Consider the following 17,393-nt stretch of genomic DNA (forward strand, 5'->3'; position numbering starts at 1 on the left):
GCCGCAGCTTAGCTTTCGCATTGCAATAGGTGAGCTTTTGTCTTGTGATAGGTGAGCTTTTGCACGATGAAAGGTGAGCTTTTGCAAGGTGGTTTGCAACACACTGAAAAACAGATGTTTAGCTGATTGTTCCTCGATTCTCCACTTCTAACAACAATTTCGCCCCGTCCCACGCATGGGAAGGGGCGAAAACGTTGTACCGGCGACGGTCGGTTATTGCTTGTCGAACTCCAAATGGAAGTTGATGACCGCCTCGATGCCGTTCCAGAACATGTCGAGTGGCATGTTCTCGTTGGGCGAATGGATGCTGTTCGACTCAAGGCCGAAGCCCATGAGGATGGTCTTCACACCGAGAATCTTCTCGAAAGTGGCGATGATGGGGATGCTTCCGCCTCGGCGAACGGCCAGAGGGCGGCGTCCAAACACTTTCTCAAATCCCTTCTCGGCTGCTTTATAGGCTGGCAGGTCGATAGGACACACATAGCCTTGCCCACCGTGGAGAGACTCGATGTTCACCTTGACCGACTTGGGGGCCACCTTTCGGAAGTAGTCGGCCACGAGTTGGCCAATCTTCTCATGGTCCTGATGCGGCACAAGGCGGCACGACAGTTTGGCATAGGCCTTCGACGGGATGACGGTCTTTGAGCCCTCGCCCTGATATCCGCCCCAGATGCCACATACATCGAAGCTCGGACGGAAGCCGTTGCGTTCGATGGTGCTGTAGCCTTTCTCGCCGAAGAGTTCCTCGACGTCGAGCGACTTCTTGTAGGCCTCAAGGTTGAACGGTATCTCGGCTACCATCTTGCGCTCCTCTGCTGGCACTTCCTCCACGTCGTCATAGAAATGGGGAATCGTTATCTTGCCGTCTGCGTTCGTGACGTCAGCTATCATCCGGCAGAGCACATTAATGGGGTTCGCTACCGCACCACCGAAGTGGCCAGAGTGCAGGTCATGGTTCGGACCGGTCACCTCTATTTGCCAATAGGCCAGCCCACGCAGGCCGGTGGTCAGCGACGGCAAGTCCTTCGACAGCATACTCGTGTCGGAAACCAGTATCACGTCGCTCTTCAGCAACTCTTTGTGATCTGAACAGAATGCGCTCAGGCTGGGAGAGCCTACCTCCTCCTCGCCTTCGAGGATGAATTTGATGTTGTGTCTGAGCAAATCGTTCTTCGTCACATATTCAAAGGCCTTGGCCTGGATGAACGATTGTCCCTTGTCATCGTCGGCACCACGGGCCCAGATGTGACCGTCGCGCACCTCAGGCTCGAACGGCTCGCTCTTCCAAAGGTCGAATGGCTCGGCGGGCATTACGTCATAGTGTCCATATATGAGCACTGTCTTGGCTTTTGGGTCAACAATCTTCTCGCCATAGACCACCGGATTGCCATTGGTGGGCATCACCTCGGCCTTGTCAACACCAGCCATGAGCAGCAGTTCCTTCCACCGCTCGGCGCAACGGATCATGTCTGCGCCATGCTTCTCTGGTTGGGCGCTCACACTGGGAATACGAATCAGGCTGAAAAGCTCATCAAGTATTCGCTCCTGATTGTCTTTTATATACTCTTTAATCATAATGTTGGGTTTAAGGGTAAATCACTTATTGGTGCAAACTTACATAAATTTTGTATAAACCACGAATGAATCACGACAAACGAGTCTATAAAAATCTTAAAAATCATTATCAATCCCATGTCCATCGCACCGTCGTCATGATGCCGAAAAGCCGTAAGCATATATCATTTTGCTATCATAAAACGAACAAAAGCATCAAAAAGCGATTGTCTGAGTAAAAAAAAGATGACTTTCTTTTGTATTAAAGAAAAATACATTACATTTGCATCCAGATACTAAATTTACACGAATTTAATCAAACAGACAGAAATTAAAAACCAATAACGATTAATTGCATGTGCCGTGTGCCATGTTTAAACACTATTACTAATATTCTTTACTCACAAAAAAATATCAAAACTTTATGAAAAAACAATTTTTACACCTTTTCGTGTCGTGCCTGATGGGAACGACCGCTGTAGGAGGATTGTCTCTAATCCCACAAAACGTGATGGCACAGAGCACCGCTCCGTCGATGACCATTGAGAATGTGAGCTTCACACGTGCCGAAGGATACATCGGTGAGACCATCGAGATGAAGAAATTCCACATTCAAGTGGCCAACACCACCGTACCAGTGATTCTCGAAATCACAGGCTACGACAAGAAACAGTTCATGGTTACACCGACCACCATTCCGGCAGGAACAAGCGACACAGAGATTACCGTGACCTACAAGCCAACAACCGTGAAGGCGCACAAGGCCAACCTCACCATAGACTGTACGGAACTGCCCGAAAAATACTCAATGGTGAAACTCGAAGGAATCGCCATCGACAAGAACAACCCTCCGATGGCAACCGTCACTCCCAACACACTCGAACAGTTTAAGTGCGAGGCCGCACAGACGACAGTGCAGGCAATACGCGTCCAAACCAAGAACATGGCAGAGAATACAAACATCCGTTTCGCACAGAACAAGGTGTTCAGACTCAGCACAGCATCAGTATATAAGAACCTTTCGCAGAACGTCAACGTCACCTTCGCTCCGCTCACGGCAGGCGAATACAAGGACACCATCATCGTTTCGTCGTACGGAATGAAGACACAGCGCATCCCTATCAGCGGAATCGCTACACCAAAAACCACCGTCGAAAAGAAAGAGGGAGTGGAACTCAAGCTGAAAGAAGACAATCCGCTGAAGGTCCTCAACGAAATGTTTGACAATGTGGAACGCAACAAGCCTATCAACATCGAGGGATGGACCAACGTCGCAGTGACGGGAACACGCGCATGGTGGGGCTACCAGTACCCAAGCACCGACATTACACCAGGAGAGAAGGTGGCTAAGGTGACACCATACGACAGTAAGGTGGAGTATGGCGATGAGAAAGAATGCGAAATGCTGCTCGTCACCCCACCGCTCGACTTCAAAAACTCTGACTCTAAGATGCTCACCATTCGCCTCCGTGGCGACTATCTCATGGATAATCAGACCGATGAGTTCAAGGTTTATTACATGGATCTCAAGGACGGCGAAATCTTCAAGGGCGAAATGGGCGGATTTAAGATTCCTAACACGAAGGATGAGTCAGGAGACTGGAACGAATACCACGTCAACCTCGAAGGATTGGAGCTGAACGACGTGTTCTTTGTTGGCTTCGGGTTCAAGAGTATGAGAGGAATGTCGAACTCGGCGACCTACTACATCGACGACATCTCTTACGGAAGAACCGATCTTCCGATGATTCTCATCCCCAATAACAACATCGCCTTCGCAGCAAAGCAGAGCGTCAACAACGTGACCGAGGACATCACAATCAACGCTAAGAACACAACCGAGCCACTGCAGCTCAAGGTGAGCGGACCAAACGCAAGCAAGTTCAAGCTCTCCACCAAGACATTGCCAAAAGAAGGCGGAACTATCAAGGTGTCATTCAAGTCTGACAAGATTGGCGTTCACCAAGCCTACATCAAGGTTTCGTCACGTGGCGCAGCCGATCAGTACATCGCACTGTCGGCAAACAACATGACAGCAGCTGGCATCGATGAGGTGAATGCCGACAAGAGCTTAGGCAAGGTTGCCGAAATATTCGACATCAAGGGCCGGAAGGTGATGACTGGCTATGAGGTAAGCCTGTCTGACATCAGAACAAGACTCCAACCAGGCATCTATGTGGTAAGAACCAAAGACGAAACAAAGAAAATTACCGTAAAATAAGCTATGCTGAATAATTGCGGTAGGTGAACCTACTCATAGGTTTTCATGAAAAAAGAGTGGCTTGTTTATGTCGTAAAGCATGAACAAGCCATTACTTTGAGACACTAAATTACATCCATTATACTTATAAAAACTTGCGATTTATTGTTTGCTATTTCCCTAAAAACTGGCCGATTGGGTAACCATAAAAGACCTTTAGGTCAGGTGAGACAAGGCGACCGCTGGCGGAAAGACAATGAACCATTAGCAATTCTTACAACAACAGAATAGCTATCAAGCTCAGACTGAATAGCGCCATCTGCAACATTCGGGATGTTACGGATGGCGCTATTTTACGTTTCGATGTTGATAGGTAAGCGTATCTATATCAGATACTTCATGTATTCGTCGTAAGAGATGTGGCTTCCGCCCATAGACTTCAGGTGTGGCGTCTCGAACTGGCAGTCGATGAGCCCTCCACCGTTATCTTCCATGAACCTTGCCAAATGAATGAGCGCAAGTTTGGAGGCCGAAGGCACCAGCGAGAACATGCTCTCACCGAAGAAATTGCGGCCAATCGTCACGCCATACAGACCTCCGACGAGCTTTCCGCTCTTGTCACGCACCTCGACACTTGCCGCAAAACCTTGCTCGTGCAGACACTTGTAGGCTTCAATCATGTCCTCTCCCAGCCAAGCGCCGACCTCATGGTAGCGCAATCGTGAGCAATTGGATATGACACCGTCGAAATCATCGTTGAATCCCACAGTATAGAGTTCCTTGTTCATCAGCGTTCGCATGCTGTGCGATACATGAATCTTGTCGGGGAAGATGACGAATCGGTCCATCGGACACCACCAGAGAATGTCATTCCATCGCCGAAAGTCGAACCAAGGGAAAATACCGTAGCTGTAAGCCAGCAGCAATCGGTCGATGCTCAGGTCGCCACCGATGGCGAAAAGTCCGTCATCCTCGCCCAAATGCGGGTCGGGGAATCCCAGAACGTCAGGATCGAGTTTGACAATCATGGCATTTTCCTCCATTCCATCGACGAAAGCGAGACCGTTCGGGCAGATGTCATCAAACGTTTTCTCTCCATTTCATCGGGTTTTGGTCAGCATGGCGGACTGGATTCTCAGCACCAGCGTCTTGCCCGTGCAGCCGATTTCAACCGTTCCGCCCCTCTTCAGTTTACCGAACAATATCTCACGCATCAGCAGCGGTTTGAGACGGCCGGCAATCACACGGTCCATCTCGCGCGCTCCGTATTCTTTCGTGAAACCGAGTCTCAGCAGATAGTCGGTGGCCTCAGCGGAAAGCGTCATCGTCACCTTGCGCACGGCGAGTTTTTCACTGAGCTTCGCGAGCTTCTTCCGCAAGATGAGCGTTGCCATTCCTTTGTCCATTTCGTTGAAAACGACCGTTCCCGACAGGCGATTGATAAACTCTGGCATGAAGGTACGTTTCACTTGCTTGAGCATGGCTTCACCACGGCCCGTCGTACCAGAGAAACCGATGTTCGCTTGACCAGCATACTGCGCCCCGGCATTAGAAGTCATGATGAGAACGACGTTCCTAAAGTCGGCCTTCTGTCCCTTATTGTCGGTCAGACGGGCATAATCCATCACTTGAAGCAGAATGTTGTAAATGTCTGAATGAGCTTTCTCTATCTCGTCAAGAAGCAACACACAGTTGGGAGTTTTGCGAATGGCGTCGGTAAGTAGTCCACCATCCTCGTAACCCACATAACCGGCGGGCGAACCGATGAGCTTTGCTACGGTATGCTTCTCGGTATATTCGCTCATATCGAAGCGAACGAGCTCGATACCTAACTCATGCGCCAGCACTCGTGCAACTTCAGTCTTTCCAACACCAGTAGGGCCGACGAAGAGCAGACTTGCCAGTGGCTTATCGTCGTCGAGCAGTCCGGCCTTAGCCATCTGAATGGCCTCCACTACCTGACCGACGGCCTCGTCTTGCCCGTAGATTTGCGCTGCGATGCGTGACCGAAGCGACTTCAAAGCCTCGTTTCCGTCCTCCTTCATGGCCACAGCGTTCACCTTGCACACACGTTGCAGAATCTCCTCGATGAGCGTTTTCGTGACGTACTGTGTCTTTCGGTCGTTGGGATGTAGCTCAAGGTAGGCCCCAGCCTCATCGATGAGGTCGATAGCCTTATCGGGGAGGAAGCGATCGGCTATGTATTTGGCACTGGCTTCTGCGGCAAAGCGGATGGCTTCTGGCCGATAGACGACATGGTGAAAGGTTTCGTATTTCCGTTGGAGTCCTTTCAGTATCTCGATGGTCTCCGCCGTCGATGGTTCCAGTATGTCAATTTGCTGAAAGCGCCGAACAATGCCGCGCGATCTTGAAATCTTCTGATTGTATTCTTCGTAAGTTGTTGAGCCTATGAATCTGACATCGTTCGACTCAAGATAAGGTTTCAGTATGTTTGAGGCATCAGGGCCGCCCTCATTGGTCGTTCCCGCCCCCATGATATTGTGCATTTCGTCGAGGTAGATGATGGCGTTCCCCTCACGAATAGCCCCAGTCATCACCTGTTTGAGGCGCTTTTCAAAATCGCCTCTGAACTGTGTGCCAGCCAACATCTGCCCCATGTCCATCTGATAGATGCGACAATTCTTCAGCCTTTCGGGCACTTCGCCCTTCCTTATCTTATCTGCCAGCCCGTAAACCAAAGAAGTCTTGCCCACTCCCGGCTCTCCCACGTGCAGCGGATTGTTCTTTTCCTTGCGACAAAGCACCTGTATGGTTCTGTCAAGCTCGCTCGTGCGTCCGATGAGCGGGTTATGGTGGTCTATATTGTCAGTGACGCACGTGACAAACTGTCGCCAATCGTTGGGCTCGGCTATCTCACCACCCAGGAAATCGGTGTCGTCCATTACCATATCCAGACTCTCGTCGTCATCTCCGAAAGTGTTTATAATGTCTTCATCTAACACTTCATCAGAACTATCATACTCTGCTGATTCATAGGTATCAATCAATTCTGCCATTAAATCGGCCTGATTAGCAACGGCACTTGACAGAAGATAGTTTGCCATCGAATCTTCCAAGAGGAAAATGGACTTAATCAGGTGCGGCACATCGAGTCCGTTGATCTGTGCCAACTGCGCCATCTGCATCGTGATGGTGACGAGTTGTTTCGTCTGGTAGGAAAATTCGGGTGCCTCATCACCGCCATCACTTGCCTCCACATGAGCCAAATATTCGTTGAGCTTACTTGCCAGCACACGTTGGGACACCCCCGTCCTCGCCATTGCCGCACGACAGGGAGACTGACGGAGTATAGCGGCGAGCAGATGTTCGGGGAGGATGAACTCGTGACCCATCTCCTGTGCCATGTTGGTCGCCTCCGACATGGCCTCGCCGAACCATTTCGTTATTTTTTGTTCTTCTTGCTTGCTCATTTATTCCACCTCATAAGTTAGTCTCAAAGGGAAATCATGCGCCCGTGCCTGCTCGGTGGCCTTGTCGATTTTCGACAAAGCGATGTCGTAGCTGTAGATGCCAGCCACGGCCTTTCCCTTACGGTGCACCTGCATCATAAGCGCCTCAGCCTCGTCGTAGGTCTTTTGGAACACATCGACGAGGATAAACGTGACGAAATCCATCGTCGTGAAGTCGTCGTTGTGCAGTATCACCTTGTATTTCCTTGGCTCGCGCAGGTGGGTGCGTTCCCGTTGTTTGACGGATGATTGTTCTTTTGCCATGATAATGCAAAGTTACGCATAAAATTTTGAAATTCAACACAACCTCGGTCATTATTCCAGTCCGGCAGTTGGGGCAGTTTTCATCATAGCGAAAGGGTGCGGAGGGGGTGCGCTCGCACTGCGACCGAAACGCATTTGGACGGCCTTCGGAAGCCTATTTACAACTCTCTGATAATCAACACAATAGGTTTCACTTAACAAAAGGTGAGCTTTTACACTTCAAAAGGTGAGCTATGACCGAGTGAAAGGTGAGCTATGACGAAGCGGTTCATGAGCCGAAGGACTGGAAGGGTTGCGCCAACTGGTTCGGAAGGGCACAAAAAGAATGCCGTCAGGCAAGCGCTCACCATGTAAGATGAGGATTGCCGGACGGCAAACGATGGGTCTGTCTCCGTCGTCGCAGCCCCGAAACAGGTCGGGAGCTGGCAGATGACGCCGTGTCAGACAGGGTTGTTCTCGGCAAAGATGGCCATGCGCTGGTCGAGCACTTCGTACTGGCTGTCCTTTATAAAAGATGTGCAGACACGAAGTCCCTCCTGATGGCTTCCGGTTGTCACAAGACAAATGGCACTGACACCATAGTACATCAGCTGATGCGCCAGCTCACCACTCGTCATGCCTTTGTAGCCTATCGTGAAATAGAAGCCGTCGGCTATCGACTCTCCCAAATCGTGGTCATAGACGATGTGGAAGTTGTGGCGGAGGAATATCTCCTTCAGCTTGTTGGCACGGCGTGCATACTCGCGTGTCTCCTCCCTGAAGCGGTAAGTGCCGTCAGACGCCGCCTTGAAGATGGCCGCCAGTGCATATTGCGCACTGTGACTCGTTCCCGACGACAAGGCATAGAGGATGCGAGCTGAGTAAATCATGCCAAAAGGCAGTCCTTGGTAACGCTCGTCGAGGGCCTCGAAATGGCGGTCGAACAGCTTATCGGAGATGCAAACCACGGCAATGCGCTCGCCTGCGTAACTGAAGGCCTTGCTGCCGCTGACGAACAGCATATAGTTGTCGGTGTATCGTCCGACGCTGCTCTGATAAGGCGGCTCAAACGGTTGACCAAGGTCTTTGCGAAAGTCCATGGCGAAGTAGGCAAGGTCTTCCAATACGATGGTGTCATACTGGGTAGCGAGCCTTCCTATGGCCCTCAACTCGTCCTCATCGAGGCACACCCACGAGGGGTTGTTGGGGTTGCTATAGACGATGGCACTGATATTGCCCTTCTTCAGGTAGCTCTCAATCTTGGGAGCGAGCTTGTCGCCACGGAAATCATAGACATCGAAAGTCTCATACTTCACACCCTGCACCTGAAGTTGCATCTTCTGCACGGGGAAACCTGGATCGATGAAGAGAATCGTATCCTTTTTGTCGTCAAGTTGTGAGCAAAGGCGGAATGCTGCGTAAGTACCCTGCATCGAACCCACCGTCGGAATGCAACCAACGGCATTGATGTCGAGGCCGATGAATGCCTTGACGAAGCGCGAAGCCTCGTTTTTCAGCACCTCAGCGCCCTGAATATCGGGGTACATATTGGCTATTCCGTCCTGCAAAGCCTTGATTTGGGCATCCACTCCCACCTTGGAGGCAGGGAGTCCGGGGATTCCCATTTCCATCTTTATAAACTCAACGCCCGATTTTTTCTCGGCATACTCGGCAATGCGCTTCACCTCTCGGATGGTCGCCTTCGAGAAATCCTGAATGCCATAGTCGGCAATGGCATCGTCGATGATTTGTTTTTTTATCGGAGTTTCTTTCATTTCTGCGCTGACTTACCTATTTCCAATGCTTTTAAGTTATCATTCACCACGGCTTCGCCCTTCCTTTCGAACACCCTTCTGATGGCCTCTTCGAGCTTTTCGTACTCTATTCCCAACGCTTTCTGAGCCGCGCCAAGAAGAATGACGTTGGCCGAGCGTGGAATACCGTTGCTCTGGGCCAGCTCTTCGATGTCAATCGAGATGACGTTGCTCACCTTGGCGAGGTCTTTCTCAATGACTTCCATCTCCGGATAGTTGGGAATGTTGACAAAAGGCTTGTTGGCGGTGATGATCCAGCCGTCCTTTTTCAGGTAGTTGACATAGCGAAGGGCCTCCATCGGCTCCATCGAGATAATCACATCGGCGCTTCCCTCGGCAATCAAATCACTCAGAATGGGGTCCGACGATATGCGAAGGTTGCTCTGTACGTCGCCGCCACGCTGCGACATGCCATGTACCTCAGCCTGCTTGATGTATAGATTCTCCTTCATGGCAGCTTCGCCGATGACCGTTGCGATAGAGAGGATGCCTTGTCCTCCCACTCCACATAATATAATGTCTGTTTTCATTGTTTTGCCTCCTTTTGCTTTTGTGCTCTTTTCATTTTAAGATGACGTTGGAAAGTCTGCAGGCACTCCCTGCGGGGGATGATGACACTCACGCCCTTGTATTCTATTTCCTCCTTGAGGATTCTGGTAATCTCAGGCAAGCTCTTCGGAACGGGAACCACAACCTTCAGGTGCTCGTTGTTCAAACCAAGGCCACGGCAGATCGCTTCGAACTTGTTTGTACCGGCAGAGTCCTGTCCTCCGGTCATGGCTGTGGTCAGATTGTCGCTGATGATGACCGTAATGTTGGCATTTTCGTTAATGGCGTCGAGCAGACCGGTCATTCCCGAATGGGTGAAAGTTGAGTCGCCGATGATGGCTACTGCAGGCCAGAGTCCCGCATCGGCAGCTCCCTTGGCCATAGTGATGCTCGCTCCCATGTCAACACATGAGTGGATGCCATTGAAAGGTGGGAGGAAACCCAGCGTATAACAACCGATGTCACCAAAGATTCGGGCATTCGGGTATTCCTTCATAATCTCATTGAGGGCCTTATATACGTCACGGTGGCCACAACCCTTACACAATGCGGGCGGACGGGGCACCACATTCTCGCTCGGAGCATAATTCTCGCTGACTGGTATGCCCAGTGCGAGCGCCACGAGGTTGGGGTTCAGCTCACCCGTCCGTGGCAACTCACCACTCAGACGGCCTTTGATTACGGTGTTTCCGGGCATCACTCCCCTTACCATCTCTTCGATGAAAGGCTGCCCTTCCTCAACGATGAGCACGCTGTCGCACTCCGCTGTCATGCGCCTTACCAACTCTTTGGGGAGTGGGTACTGACTGATTTTCAGCACTGGGTAAGGACTGCCGTCGGGAAAGTTCTCCATCACGTAGTTGAAACCTATGCCGCTGGCGATGATTCCCAAGCTGTGGTCCTTGCCTTCTATGTATTGGTTGTGCCGGCTCTCTACTGCCATCTGCTCAAGCTTTGCCTGCTGCCCTGTGACAATGATGTTTCTCTTGCGCGAAACGGCAGGAAGCAACACCCAGTTGCTGGCCTTTGCATTGTAGTTCAATTCGTTTTCCTTACGCGGTTCGTCACTGATTGTCACCACGGCCCTACTGTGCGCCATGCGGGTGGTCACCCTCATTAGGACGGGAAGGCACATTTGCTCCGACAGGTCATAAGCCTCTGCCATCATGTCGTAAGCTTCCTGCTGCGAACTGGGCTCGAATGTGGGTATCATGGCGAACTTTCCATAGAACCTACTGTCTTGTTCGTCCTGCGATGAGTGCATGGACGGGTCGTCAGCCACCAGCACCACGATTCCTCCGTTGACCCCTGTCATGGCCGAATTGACGAAAGGATCAGCACAAACGTTCAGTCCGACGTGCTTCATGCACACCAATGCGCGCTTGCCCATGTAGGACATGCCCAACGCCTGCTCCATGGCGGTCTTCTCGTTGGTGCTCCACTGTCTGTGGATGTTACGCTCTTTTGCCAACTTGGAGTTCTGAATGTACTCCGTAATCTCGGTAGAAGGTGTTCCTGGGTAAGCATAGACGCCGCTTAAGCCTGCGTCCATTGCACCTTGGGCGATCGCTTCGTCACCTAAAAGTAATTTCTTCATAACGCTTATATAGTTTTAAGATCTGGTTGATTGACCATTTGAATGTTTCAAATTTAGCAAAAAAATTTGATTATGGGCAAATAATCAGTAAAAAAACGTTCATTTTTTTTATAATCTGTAAGAGATTACGATTTTTTTTGTAGATTTGCAATAGAGAAATGCCATGATATTGGGCAACCAGTGTGCGTGGTTCAATGATATTTTTTTAAGATTTACTTTAAAACTTATTATCTATGATTAATCGGCAATTGCTAAACCCAGAGAGTATCGTCGTGATAGGCGGCTCCAACGATGTCCACAAGCCTGGTGGGGCTATAGTAAGAAACCTTATTCAAGGTGGTTTCAAGGGGGCATTGCACATTGTCAATCCCAAAGAGGACGAGATTCAGGGAATCAAAGTATTCCACAATGCCGAAGAGTTGCCAGCCACCGACTTGGCAATCATGGTGGTAGCGGCAAAATTCTGCCCAGATTATGTTGACTATTTAGCCGAGCACAAGCAGGTGAGAGCTTTCATTATCATCTCCGCTGGCTTTGGTGAGGAGACGAAAGAGGGCGCCGAACTGGAACAGCACATCCTCGACACATGCGAGAAGTATGGCTGTGCGCTGATTGGTCCGAACTGTATCGGCTTGCTCAACAACAACCATCACAGTGTGTTCACGAAGCCAATCCCCAAGCTTCATCCGCAAGGAGTTGACTTCTTGAGTGGTTCGGGAGCCACAGCGGTGTTCATTCTTGAGTCGGCGGTCATCAAAGGCTTGCAGTTCAACTCGGTTTGGTCAACCGGCAATGGCAAACAGAACGGCATCGAGGACGTTTTGCAATACATGGATGAGCATTTCGACCCCGAACACGACTCGAAGGTGAAGCTACTATATATCGAGAACATCAACGATCCAGACAAGATGCTGCTCCATGCCAGCTCGCTCATCAGGAAAGGATGCCGCATTGCCGCCATCAAGGCTGGTTCAAGTGAGAGCGGAAGCCGTGCCGCCTCGTCGCACACCGGTGCCATCGCATCGAGCGACACCGCCGTAGAGGCTTTGTTCCGTAAGGCTGGAATCGTCCGTTGCTTCTCGCGCGAAGAGCTGACGACCGTCGGTTGCATCTTCACGCTGCCGAAAATCACAGGCAAGAACTTTGCCATCGTCACCCATGCGGGCGGCCCTGGCGTGATGCTCACTGACGCTTTGTCGAAGGGAGGACTGAATGTGCCCAAACTCGACGGACGTTTGGCAGACGAACTCAAAGCGCAGCTGTTTCCGGGCTCATCGGTGGCCAACCCCATCGACATCCTTGCCACGGGAACACCGGAGCATCTCGGAATCGCCATCGACTATTGTGAGAAGAAATTCGACAATATCGACGCCATGATGGTCATCTTCGGCACACCGGGGCTCGTCCAACTCTATGAGGCCTATGACGTTCTGCACAAGAAGATTTTGGAATGCAAGAAGCCCATCTTCCCCATCCTGCCCTGTCTGAACACCGCCGGACCAGAGGTGGCGGAGTTCCTGAGCAAGGGACATGTGAATTTCAGCGACGAGGTGACACTGGGCACGGCACTTTCGCAAATCATGCGCACTCCGCAGCCTGTGCCACAGGAAATCAATCTCATGGGAGTGGACATTCCCAAGATACGCAAAATCATCGACGGCATTGACGAAAACGGATATGTGGCGCCCGACATCGTGCGACAACTGCTCACCTGTGCCAAGATTCCCGTTGTGCCAGAGATGGTCGCTGGGACAAAGGAGGAGCTGACAGCCTTCGCCGAAAAGATTGGCTATCCTGTGGTTGCCAAAGTCGTTGGGCCAGTACACAAGAGCGATGTCGGAGGTGTGGCGCTCAATGTGCGCAGCTCCGAGCAACTGGGAATGGAGTTCGACCGAATGATGAAGATCCAAGACGCAAGCGCAGTAATGATTCAGAAGATGATTTCGGGACGCGAGCTCTTCGTTGGCGCGAAGTATGAGCCACGCTTCGGTCATGTGGTGCTATGCGGTCTGGGGGGCATCTTCGTCGAGGCACTGAAGGATGTGGCCAGCGGACTGGCTCCCCTGTCGGCCGATGAGGTCAGAACGATGATTCGATCGCTGCGGGGCTACAAGATTCTGCAGGGCATCCGCGGGCAGAAGGGCATCAACGAGGAGAAATTCATCGAGATTATCCAGCGCCTGTCCGTACTGTTGCGCTACGCTATCGAAATCAAGGAGATGGACATCAATCCGCTACTGGCAGACGGCGATGACATTGTGGCTGTCGATGCACGCATCAGGATTGAGAAATAATCGATCGTCTCAGACACCTTATTATATATATAGCCGAAGGGCTGAACTGGTCTCACTTGTCATCGGTTCAGCCAACGGTTTGTGAAAGGTGAGCTTTTGGCATGCAAAAGCTCACCTTTCATCGTCTCATACCTCACCTTTTACAATGCGAAAGCTTTCTTACTGTATTTCAGCGGATTAGCAAGGGAGATTCCGTCCTTCGGCGCTTGCCTCACAAATGGGCTGCGGCATCATTTCCGACGGTATTCGAGTGGTGTCAGTCCCGTGAGCCGCTTGAAATACTTTGAGAAGAAACTGGCATTCGGAAAATGGAGTCTGTCGGCAATTTCTACAGCCGTCAGGTTGTCGTGGCGCAACATGAGCTTGGCAGTGGTGACGATGGCACGGTCGATCCACTCCTTCGCCGTCACACCACTGGCCTTTTTCACCACCGTTCCCAAGTAACGCTCCGTCAGACACATACGGTCGGCATAGAATTTCATCTGATGTTCGCTCTTACAATGGTTGTTGACGAGATAGATAAACCGGTCGAAGATGTTGCGGTCGTTGGATTTCTCACGGCTCTGGGCCGACAAGTGGGGAGCGAAAAATCCATCAAAGAGATTCAGAATCGCCGCCACGAGGTTGAGCGTTGACGGGTGGTAAGGTTGCTGACGGGCCGCCACGTCTTTCAGAACCCCCAGCAGGCGCAGCAGGATGTCGGCCTCGGTGGTGCTGATGGGCAACTGTCCGTCGAGGGTCTGCTCGTTGAAGAGCGACGGAAGGCGATTGTTGAATGCAAAATGCACCAGCTCCGACGACACGGCCATGCCACAAAAGGCGAAGTCATCGCTCGCCGATTGGGGCTGAACGAAGGAGCCCGGTGTGAGGAACAAAGGCATTCCGGCCCGCAACTCACGCTCCAACAGATTGATTCTGACACGCAAACGGCCAGAGACGACATAGCCACAACGATAATCTTGCAACTGAATGAGCAGGTTTTTGCCCAGCATCACCCTCGCCATGAGCAGACTTTCGGTCACCACAGACAGGTCTTTGCTCAGGTAGATACTGGGGCTGTTGTCTCGGCTCGCTCCCGTAATGAGCTCCGAGAAGCGTTCAAATGTGAGCGATTCGGGTTTCTTTTGCATGGCTTTTTATCTGTTTATCCGATGCAAATATAATAAATTTCGGATCAAACATAGTCTTTTCGTTTATAAATCGTACGAAAAGAACATGATTACCATGAAATAGATAACCGCCATCAGGTGGTTTTTTCGTATCTTTGCATCAAGATAAAACGACGAATCATGAGAAAACTCCTTGTCACATTGCTTTGCACGCTGCCCATCGGCTTGATGGCGCAGACACGAACGCTCGACGAGTGCCAGCAGATGGCCATGCAGAACTATCCGCTCATCAAGCGACACGACCTCATTGCACGCACAGCCAATATCGACATCGACAACATCGGCAAACAGTGGCTGCCCCAAGTGACGGTCTATGCCCAGGCCACGTTGCAGAGCGATGTGGTAAAGTTGCCCGATGCCATGACGGACATGCTCCGACAGACGGGTGTTCAATGCGACGGACTGAAGCGCGAACAATATAAAATAGGTGTAGATGTCAGCCAAATCATCTACGACGGCGGCGCAATCGGCAGGAATAAAGAGGTGGCGGCTCGACAAAAAGAGGTGATGACGGCAGAGAACGAGGTCAGTCTCCATGCCGTCCGCAAACGAATCAACGAACTTTATTTCGGTGTTCTGCTCGTCAACGACTTGCTGCGGCTGAATGCCGACAGGCAGTCGCTGCTCAACGTCAACGAGAAACAGCTCGAAGCGATGCTCAAAGGAGGTACGGCGATGGAGTGTGACTACAACTCTGTCAGGGCCGAACGACTTAATGCAACGCAAGAGGCTACCAATCTCAACATTCAGAAAGAGAGTTTGTTGCAACTTCTGTCAGCATTCATTGGCGAAAAGGTATCGGAGGTGCAGAAACCAGTCATGATCGACTCACCGAACGACCGCAACAACCGCCCCGAAGTAAGGCTTGCCGAGACTCAACTGCAACTTATCAGAGCACAGGAGAAGGCCCTCCACGCCGGACTGATGCCCAAAGTGAGCGCCTTCGCAAGCGGATTCTACGGCTATCCGGGATATAACATGTACGAAGACATGATGCGTCGCAGGATGAGTCTTAACGGAATAATCGGCCTTCGCGTGACATGGAACATCGGATCGCTCTACACCAACAAGAACGACAAGGCCCGATTGGAACTGCAACGCAAAGAAGCGAGCAATCGTTTGGAGACTTTCTTGTTCAACAATCACCTTGATAATATGCAGCAAGATGCTGAAATAGAACGCTATCGCAAACTAATGGCAACCGATAACGAAATCATCGCACTGCGAGAGAAGGTGCGTCGCGCCTACGAATCTAAGCTCCGCCACGGCATCATTGAGGTAACGTCTCTACTTCAGGAGCTCAACAAAGAGAATGGGGCGCGGATTGCCCTTTCCACCCATGAGATAGAACTACTCAAACACTTGTACGACCAGAAATGGTTGCTCGGTCAATGAAGGGCAAAGCTCACGAAACAAAGCATTTTCACCAACTGATAAAGCATAATTACTACAATGAAGAAGAAACCATACCTCTACTTTCTGGCGCTGACGGCACTCTGCAGCTGCGGAAACAATGAGCCGGAGTTCGATGCAACCGGCACTTTTGAGGCCACAGAGGTGACCGTCTCGGCCCAGATTACAGGCAAAATCGAGGCTTTTAACATAGTTGAGGGACAACAGGTGACGGCCAACGCCGTACTGGGGACTATCGACGCCACGCAGTTGAGGCTCAAAAAGCAACAGCTTGCTACCCAACAGAGCCAGCTCAACGCAGCAAAGCGACAGACTTCGGCCACACAGGAGCAGTTGAACGCCAACCGAATGGCCATCGACAGCAGAGTTTTGAACCTCGAAACACAGATTGCCTCCATACAGCAACAGATTGATAATCAAAAGAAAGAAAAGCAACGGTTCAGTGAACTCTTGAAGGATGGAGCAGCAACCCGCAAGCAAGTTGAGGAAATAGGTTATCAGATAAGCGTACTACAAAAGCAATTGGCTGCCACTCGTGAACAACTCGCCAGCACAAACGCTAGTCTCGCCGAGCAAAGCAAGGGCCTTGGAGCGCAGATAGAAGGCCTTGGGGCGCAGAATGAGGGAGTGGACGCACAGTCGCAGAACATCAATGTCCAGCAATCGCAGCTCGACGAGCAGATTTCCAATACACAAATCATCTCTCCTATCACAGGAACGATATTGGAAAAGTACATGGAACGGGGCGAATTTGCCATCACTGGCAAACCGTTGTTCAAGGTTGCCGATACCAAACACATGATTATGCGGGCCTATATCACATCGGAGCAACTGCAGAAAGTGAGGGTCGGCCAACGGGTGAAGGTCTTTGCCAACTACGGAAATGGCGAAAGGAAGGAATATCCTGGAACTATCACGTGGATAAGCAGCAGAAGCGAGTTCACGCCCAAGACCATATTGACCGATGATGAGCGGGCCGACTTGGTGTATGCGGTCAAGATTGCCGTCAACAACGATGGCTATATCAAAATCGGTATGTATGGTGAGGTGAAGCTGTTGACCAGCAGCGCCCAGTCAAAGTAAAGCGACC

Annotated in this window: 12 protein-coding genes; 4 read left to right on the forward strand and 8 right to left on the reverse strand. The window is 51.0% G+C overall.

Annotated elements, in window-relative coordinates:
• Positions 1–213 precede the first annotated feature (213 nt).
• Positions 214–1,575: a dipeptidase gene (locus H515_RS0102415; RefSeq protein ID WP_028901537.1), complete on the reverse strand. Its 1,362-nt coding sequence runs from the start codon at positions 1,573–1,575 to the stop codon at positions 214–216.
• A 403-nt stretch (positions 1,576–1,978) separates the two neighbouring features.
• Here H515_RS0102415 and H515_RS12850 point away from each other — a divergent pair, with 403 nt between their 5' ends.
• Positions 1,979–3,775 (forward strand): choice-of-anchor J domain-containing protein, encoded by a 1,797-nt coding sequence (locus H515_RS12850; protein ID WP_154653620.1) that lies wholly within the window; start codon positions 1,979–1,981, stop codon positions 3,773–3,775.
• Between the two features lie 362 nt (positions 3,776–4,137).
• Here H515_RS12850 and aat read toward each other — a convergent pair whose 3' ends face one another.
• The 6 genes from aat to H515_RS0102455 all read right to left on the reverse strand — a co-directional run bounded on the left by aat (position 4,138) and on the right by H515_RS0102455 (position 11,427).
• On the reverse strand, positions 4,138–4,782 hold the full coding sequence (aat, locus tag H515_RS0102430) for a leucyl/phenylalanyl-tRNA--protein transferase (protein ID WP_028901538.1): 645 nt from the start codon (positions 4,780–4,782) through the stop codon (positions 4,138–4,140).
• A 72-nt stretch (positions 4,783–4,854) separates the two neighbouring features.
• Positions 4,855–7,119, reverse strand: coding sequence for an AAA family ATPase (locus H515_RS0102435; protein ID WP_407635960.1), 2,265 nt, complete (start codon positions 7,117–7,119; stop codon positions 4,855–4,857).
• 66 nt (positions 7,120–7,185) lie between these two features.
• Positions 7,186–7,488: an ATP-dependent Clp protease adaptor ClpS gene (locus H515_RS0102440; protein WP_025875332.1), complete on the reverse strand. Its 303-nt coding sequence runs from the start codon at positions 7,486–7,488 to the stop codon at positions 7,186–7,188.
• A 440-nt stretch (positions 7,489–7,928) separates the two neighbouring features.
• The gene (locus tag H515_RS0102445) at positions 7,929–9,242 is read right to left on the reverse strand and encodes a pyridoxal phosphate-dependent aminotransferase (RefSeq protein ID WP_028901539.1); all 1,314 of its coding nucleotides are present in this window, start codon (positions 9,240–9,242) and stop codon (positions 7,929–7,931) included.
• A complete protein-coding gene (locus tag H515_RS0102450) occupies positions 9,239–9,811 on the reverse strand; it encodes an indolepyruvate oxidoreductase subunit beta (protein WP_025875331.1) in 573 nt (190 codons plus the stop codon). Before H515_RS0102450 ends, H515_RS0102445 begins: the two co-directional genes overlap by 4 nt.
• Complete coding sequence (locus tag H515_RS0102455) at positions 9,808–11,427, reverse strand: thiamine pyrophosphate-dependent enzyme (protein ID WP_025875329.1); 1,620 nt, start codon at positions 11,425–11,427, stop codon at positions 9,808–9,810. The genes H515_RS0102450 and H515_RS0102455 overlap by 4 nt, the downstream gene beginning before the upstream one ends.
• Before the next feature lie 233 nt (positions 11,428–11,660).
• Here H515_RS0102455 and H515_RS0102460 point away from each other — a divergent pair, with 233 nt between their 5' ends.
• Positions 11,661–13,721, forward strand: a complete 2,061-nt coding sequence (locus tag H515_RS0102460) for an acetate--CoA ligase family protein (RefSeq protein WP_025875327.1) — start codon at positions 11,661–11,663, stop codon at positions 13,719–13,721.
• Positions 13,722–13,951: 230 nt separating this feature from the next.
• Here the strand turns inward: H515_RS0102460 and H515_RS0102465 are convergent, their stop codons facing one another.
• The gene (locus H515_RS0102465) at positions 13,952–14,851 is read right to left on the reverse strand and encodes a helix-turn-helix domain-containing protein (protein WP_028901540.1); all 900 of its coding nucleotides are present in this window, start codon (positions 14,849–14,851) and stop codon (positions 13,952–13,954) included.
• A 159-nt stretch (positions 14,852–15,010) separates the two neighbouring features.
• On the opposite strand from H515_RS0102465, the gene H515_RS0102470 reads away from it, so the two are divergent.
• Both H515_RS0102470 and H515_RS0102475 read left to right on the forward strand, forming a co-directional pair.
• A complete protein-coding gene (locus tag H515_RS0102470) occupies positions 15,011–16,285 on the forward strand; it encodes a TolC family protein (protein WP_051274628.1) in 1,275 nt (424 codons plus the stop codon).
• Between the two features lie 57 nt (positions 16,286–16,342).
• A complete protein-coding gene (locus H515_RS0102475) occupies positions 16,343–17,386 on the forward strand; it encodes an HlyD family secretion protein (RefSeq protein ID WP_025875323.1) in 1,044 nt (347 codons plus the stop codon).
• Positions 17,387–17,393: the final 7 nt, after the last annotated feature.

The sequence above is a fragment of the Prevotella corporis DSM 18810 = JCM 8529 genome (assembly GCF_000430525.1).
GTDB lineage: Bacteria > Bacteroidota > Bacteroidia > Bacteroidales > Bacteroidaceae > Prevotella > Prevotella corporis.

Coding starts and splice junctions, on each gene's coding strand:
- H515_RS0102415 (WP_028901537.1), bottom strand. CDS start 1,575: ATGATTAAAGAGTATATAAAAGACAATCAGGAGCGAATACTTGATGAG.
- H515_RS12850 (WP_154653620.1), top strand. CDS start 1,979: ATGAAAAAACAATTTTTACACCTTTTCGTGTCGTGCCTGATGGGAACG.
- aat (WP_028901538.1), bottom strand. CDS start 4,782: ATGATTGTCAAACTCGATCCTGACGTTCTGGGATTCCCCGACCCGCAT.
- H515_RS0102435 (WP_407635960.1), bottom strand. CDS start 7,119: ATGGCACAGGAGATGGGTCACGAGTTCATCCTCCCCGAACATCTGCTC.
- H515_RS0102440 (WP_025875332.1), bottom strand. CDS start 7,488: ATGGCAAAAGAACAATCATCCGTCAAACAACGGGAACGCACCCACCTG.
- H515_RS0102445 (WP_028901539.1), bottom strand. CDS start 9,242: ATGAAAGAAACTCCGATAAAAAAACAAATCATCGACGATGCCATTGCC.
- H515_RS0102450 (WP_025875331.1), bottom strand. CDS start 9,811: ATGAAAACAGACATTATATTATGTGGAGTGGGAGGACAAGGCATCCTC.
- H515_RS0102455 (WP_025875329.1), bottom strand. CDS start 11,427: ATGAAGAAATTACTTTTAGGTGACGAAGCGATCGCCCAAGGTGCAATG.
- H515_RS0102460 (WP_025875327.1), top strand. CDS start 11,661: ATGATTAATCGGCAATTGCTAAACCCAGAGAGTATCGTCGTGATAGGC.
- H515_RS0102465 (WP_028901540.1), bottom strand. CDS start 14,851: ATGCAAAAGAAACCCGAATCGCTCACATTTGAACGCTTCTCGGAGCTC.
- H515_RS0102470 (WP_051274628.1), top strand. CDS start 15,011: ATGAGAAAACTCCTTGTCACATTGCTTTGCACGCTGCCCATCGGCTTG.
- H515_RS0102475 (WP_025875323.1), top strand. CDS start 16,343: ATGAAGAAGAAACCATACCTCTACTTTCTGGCGCTGACGGCACTCTGC.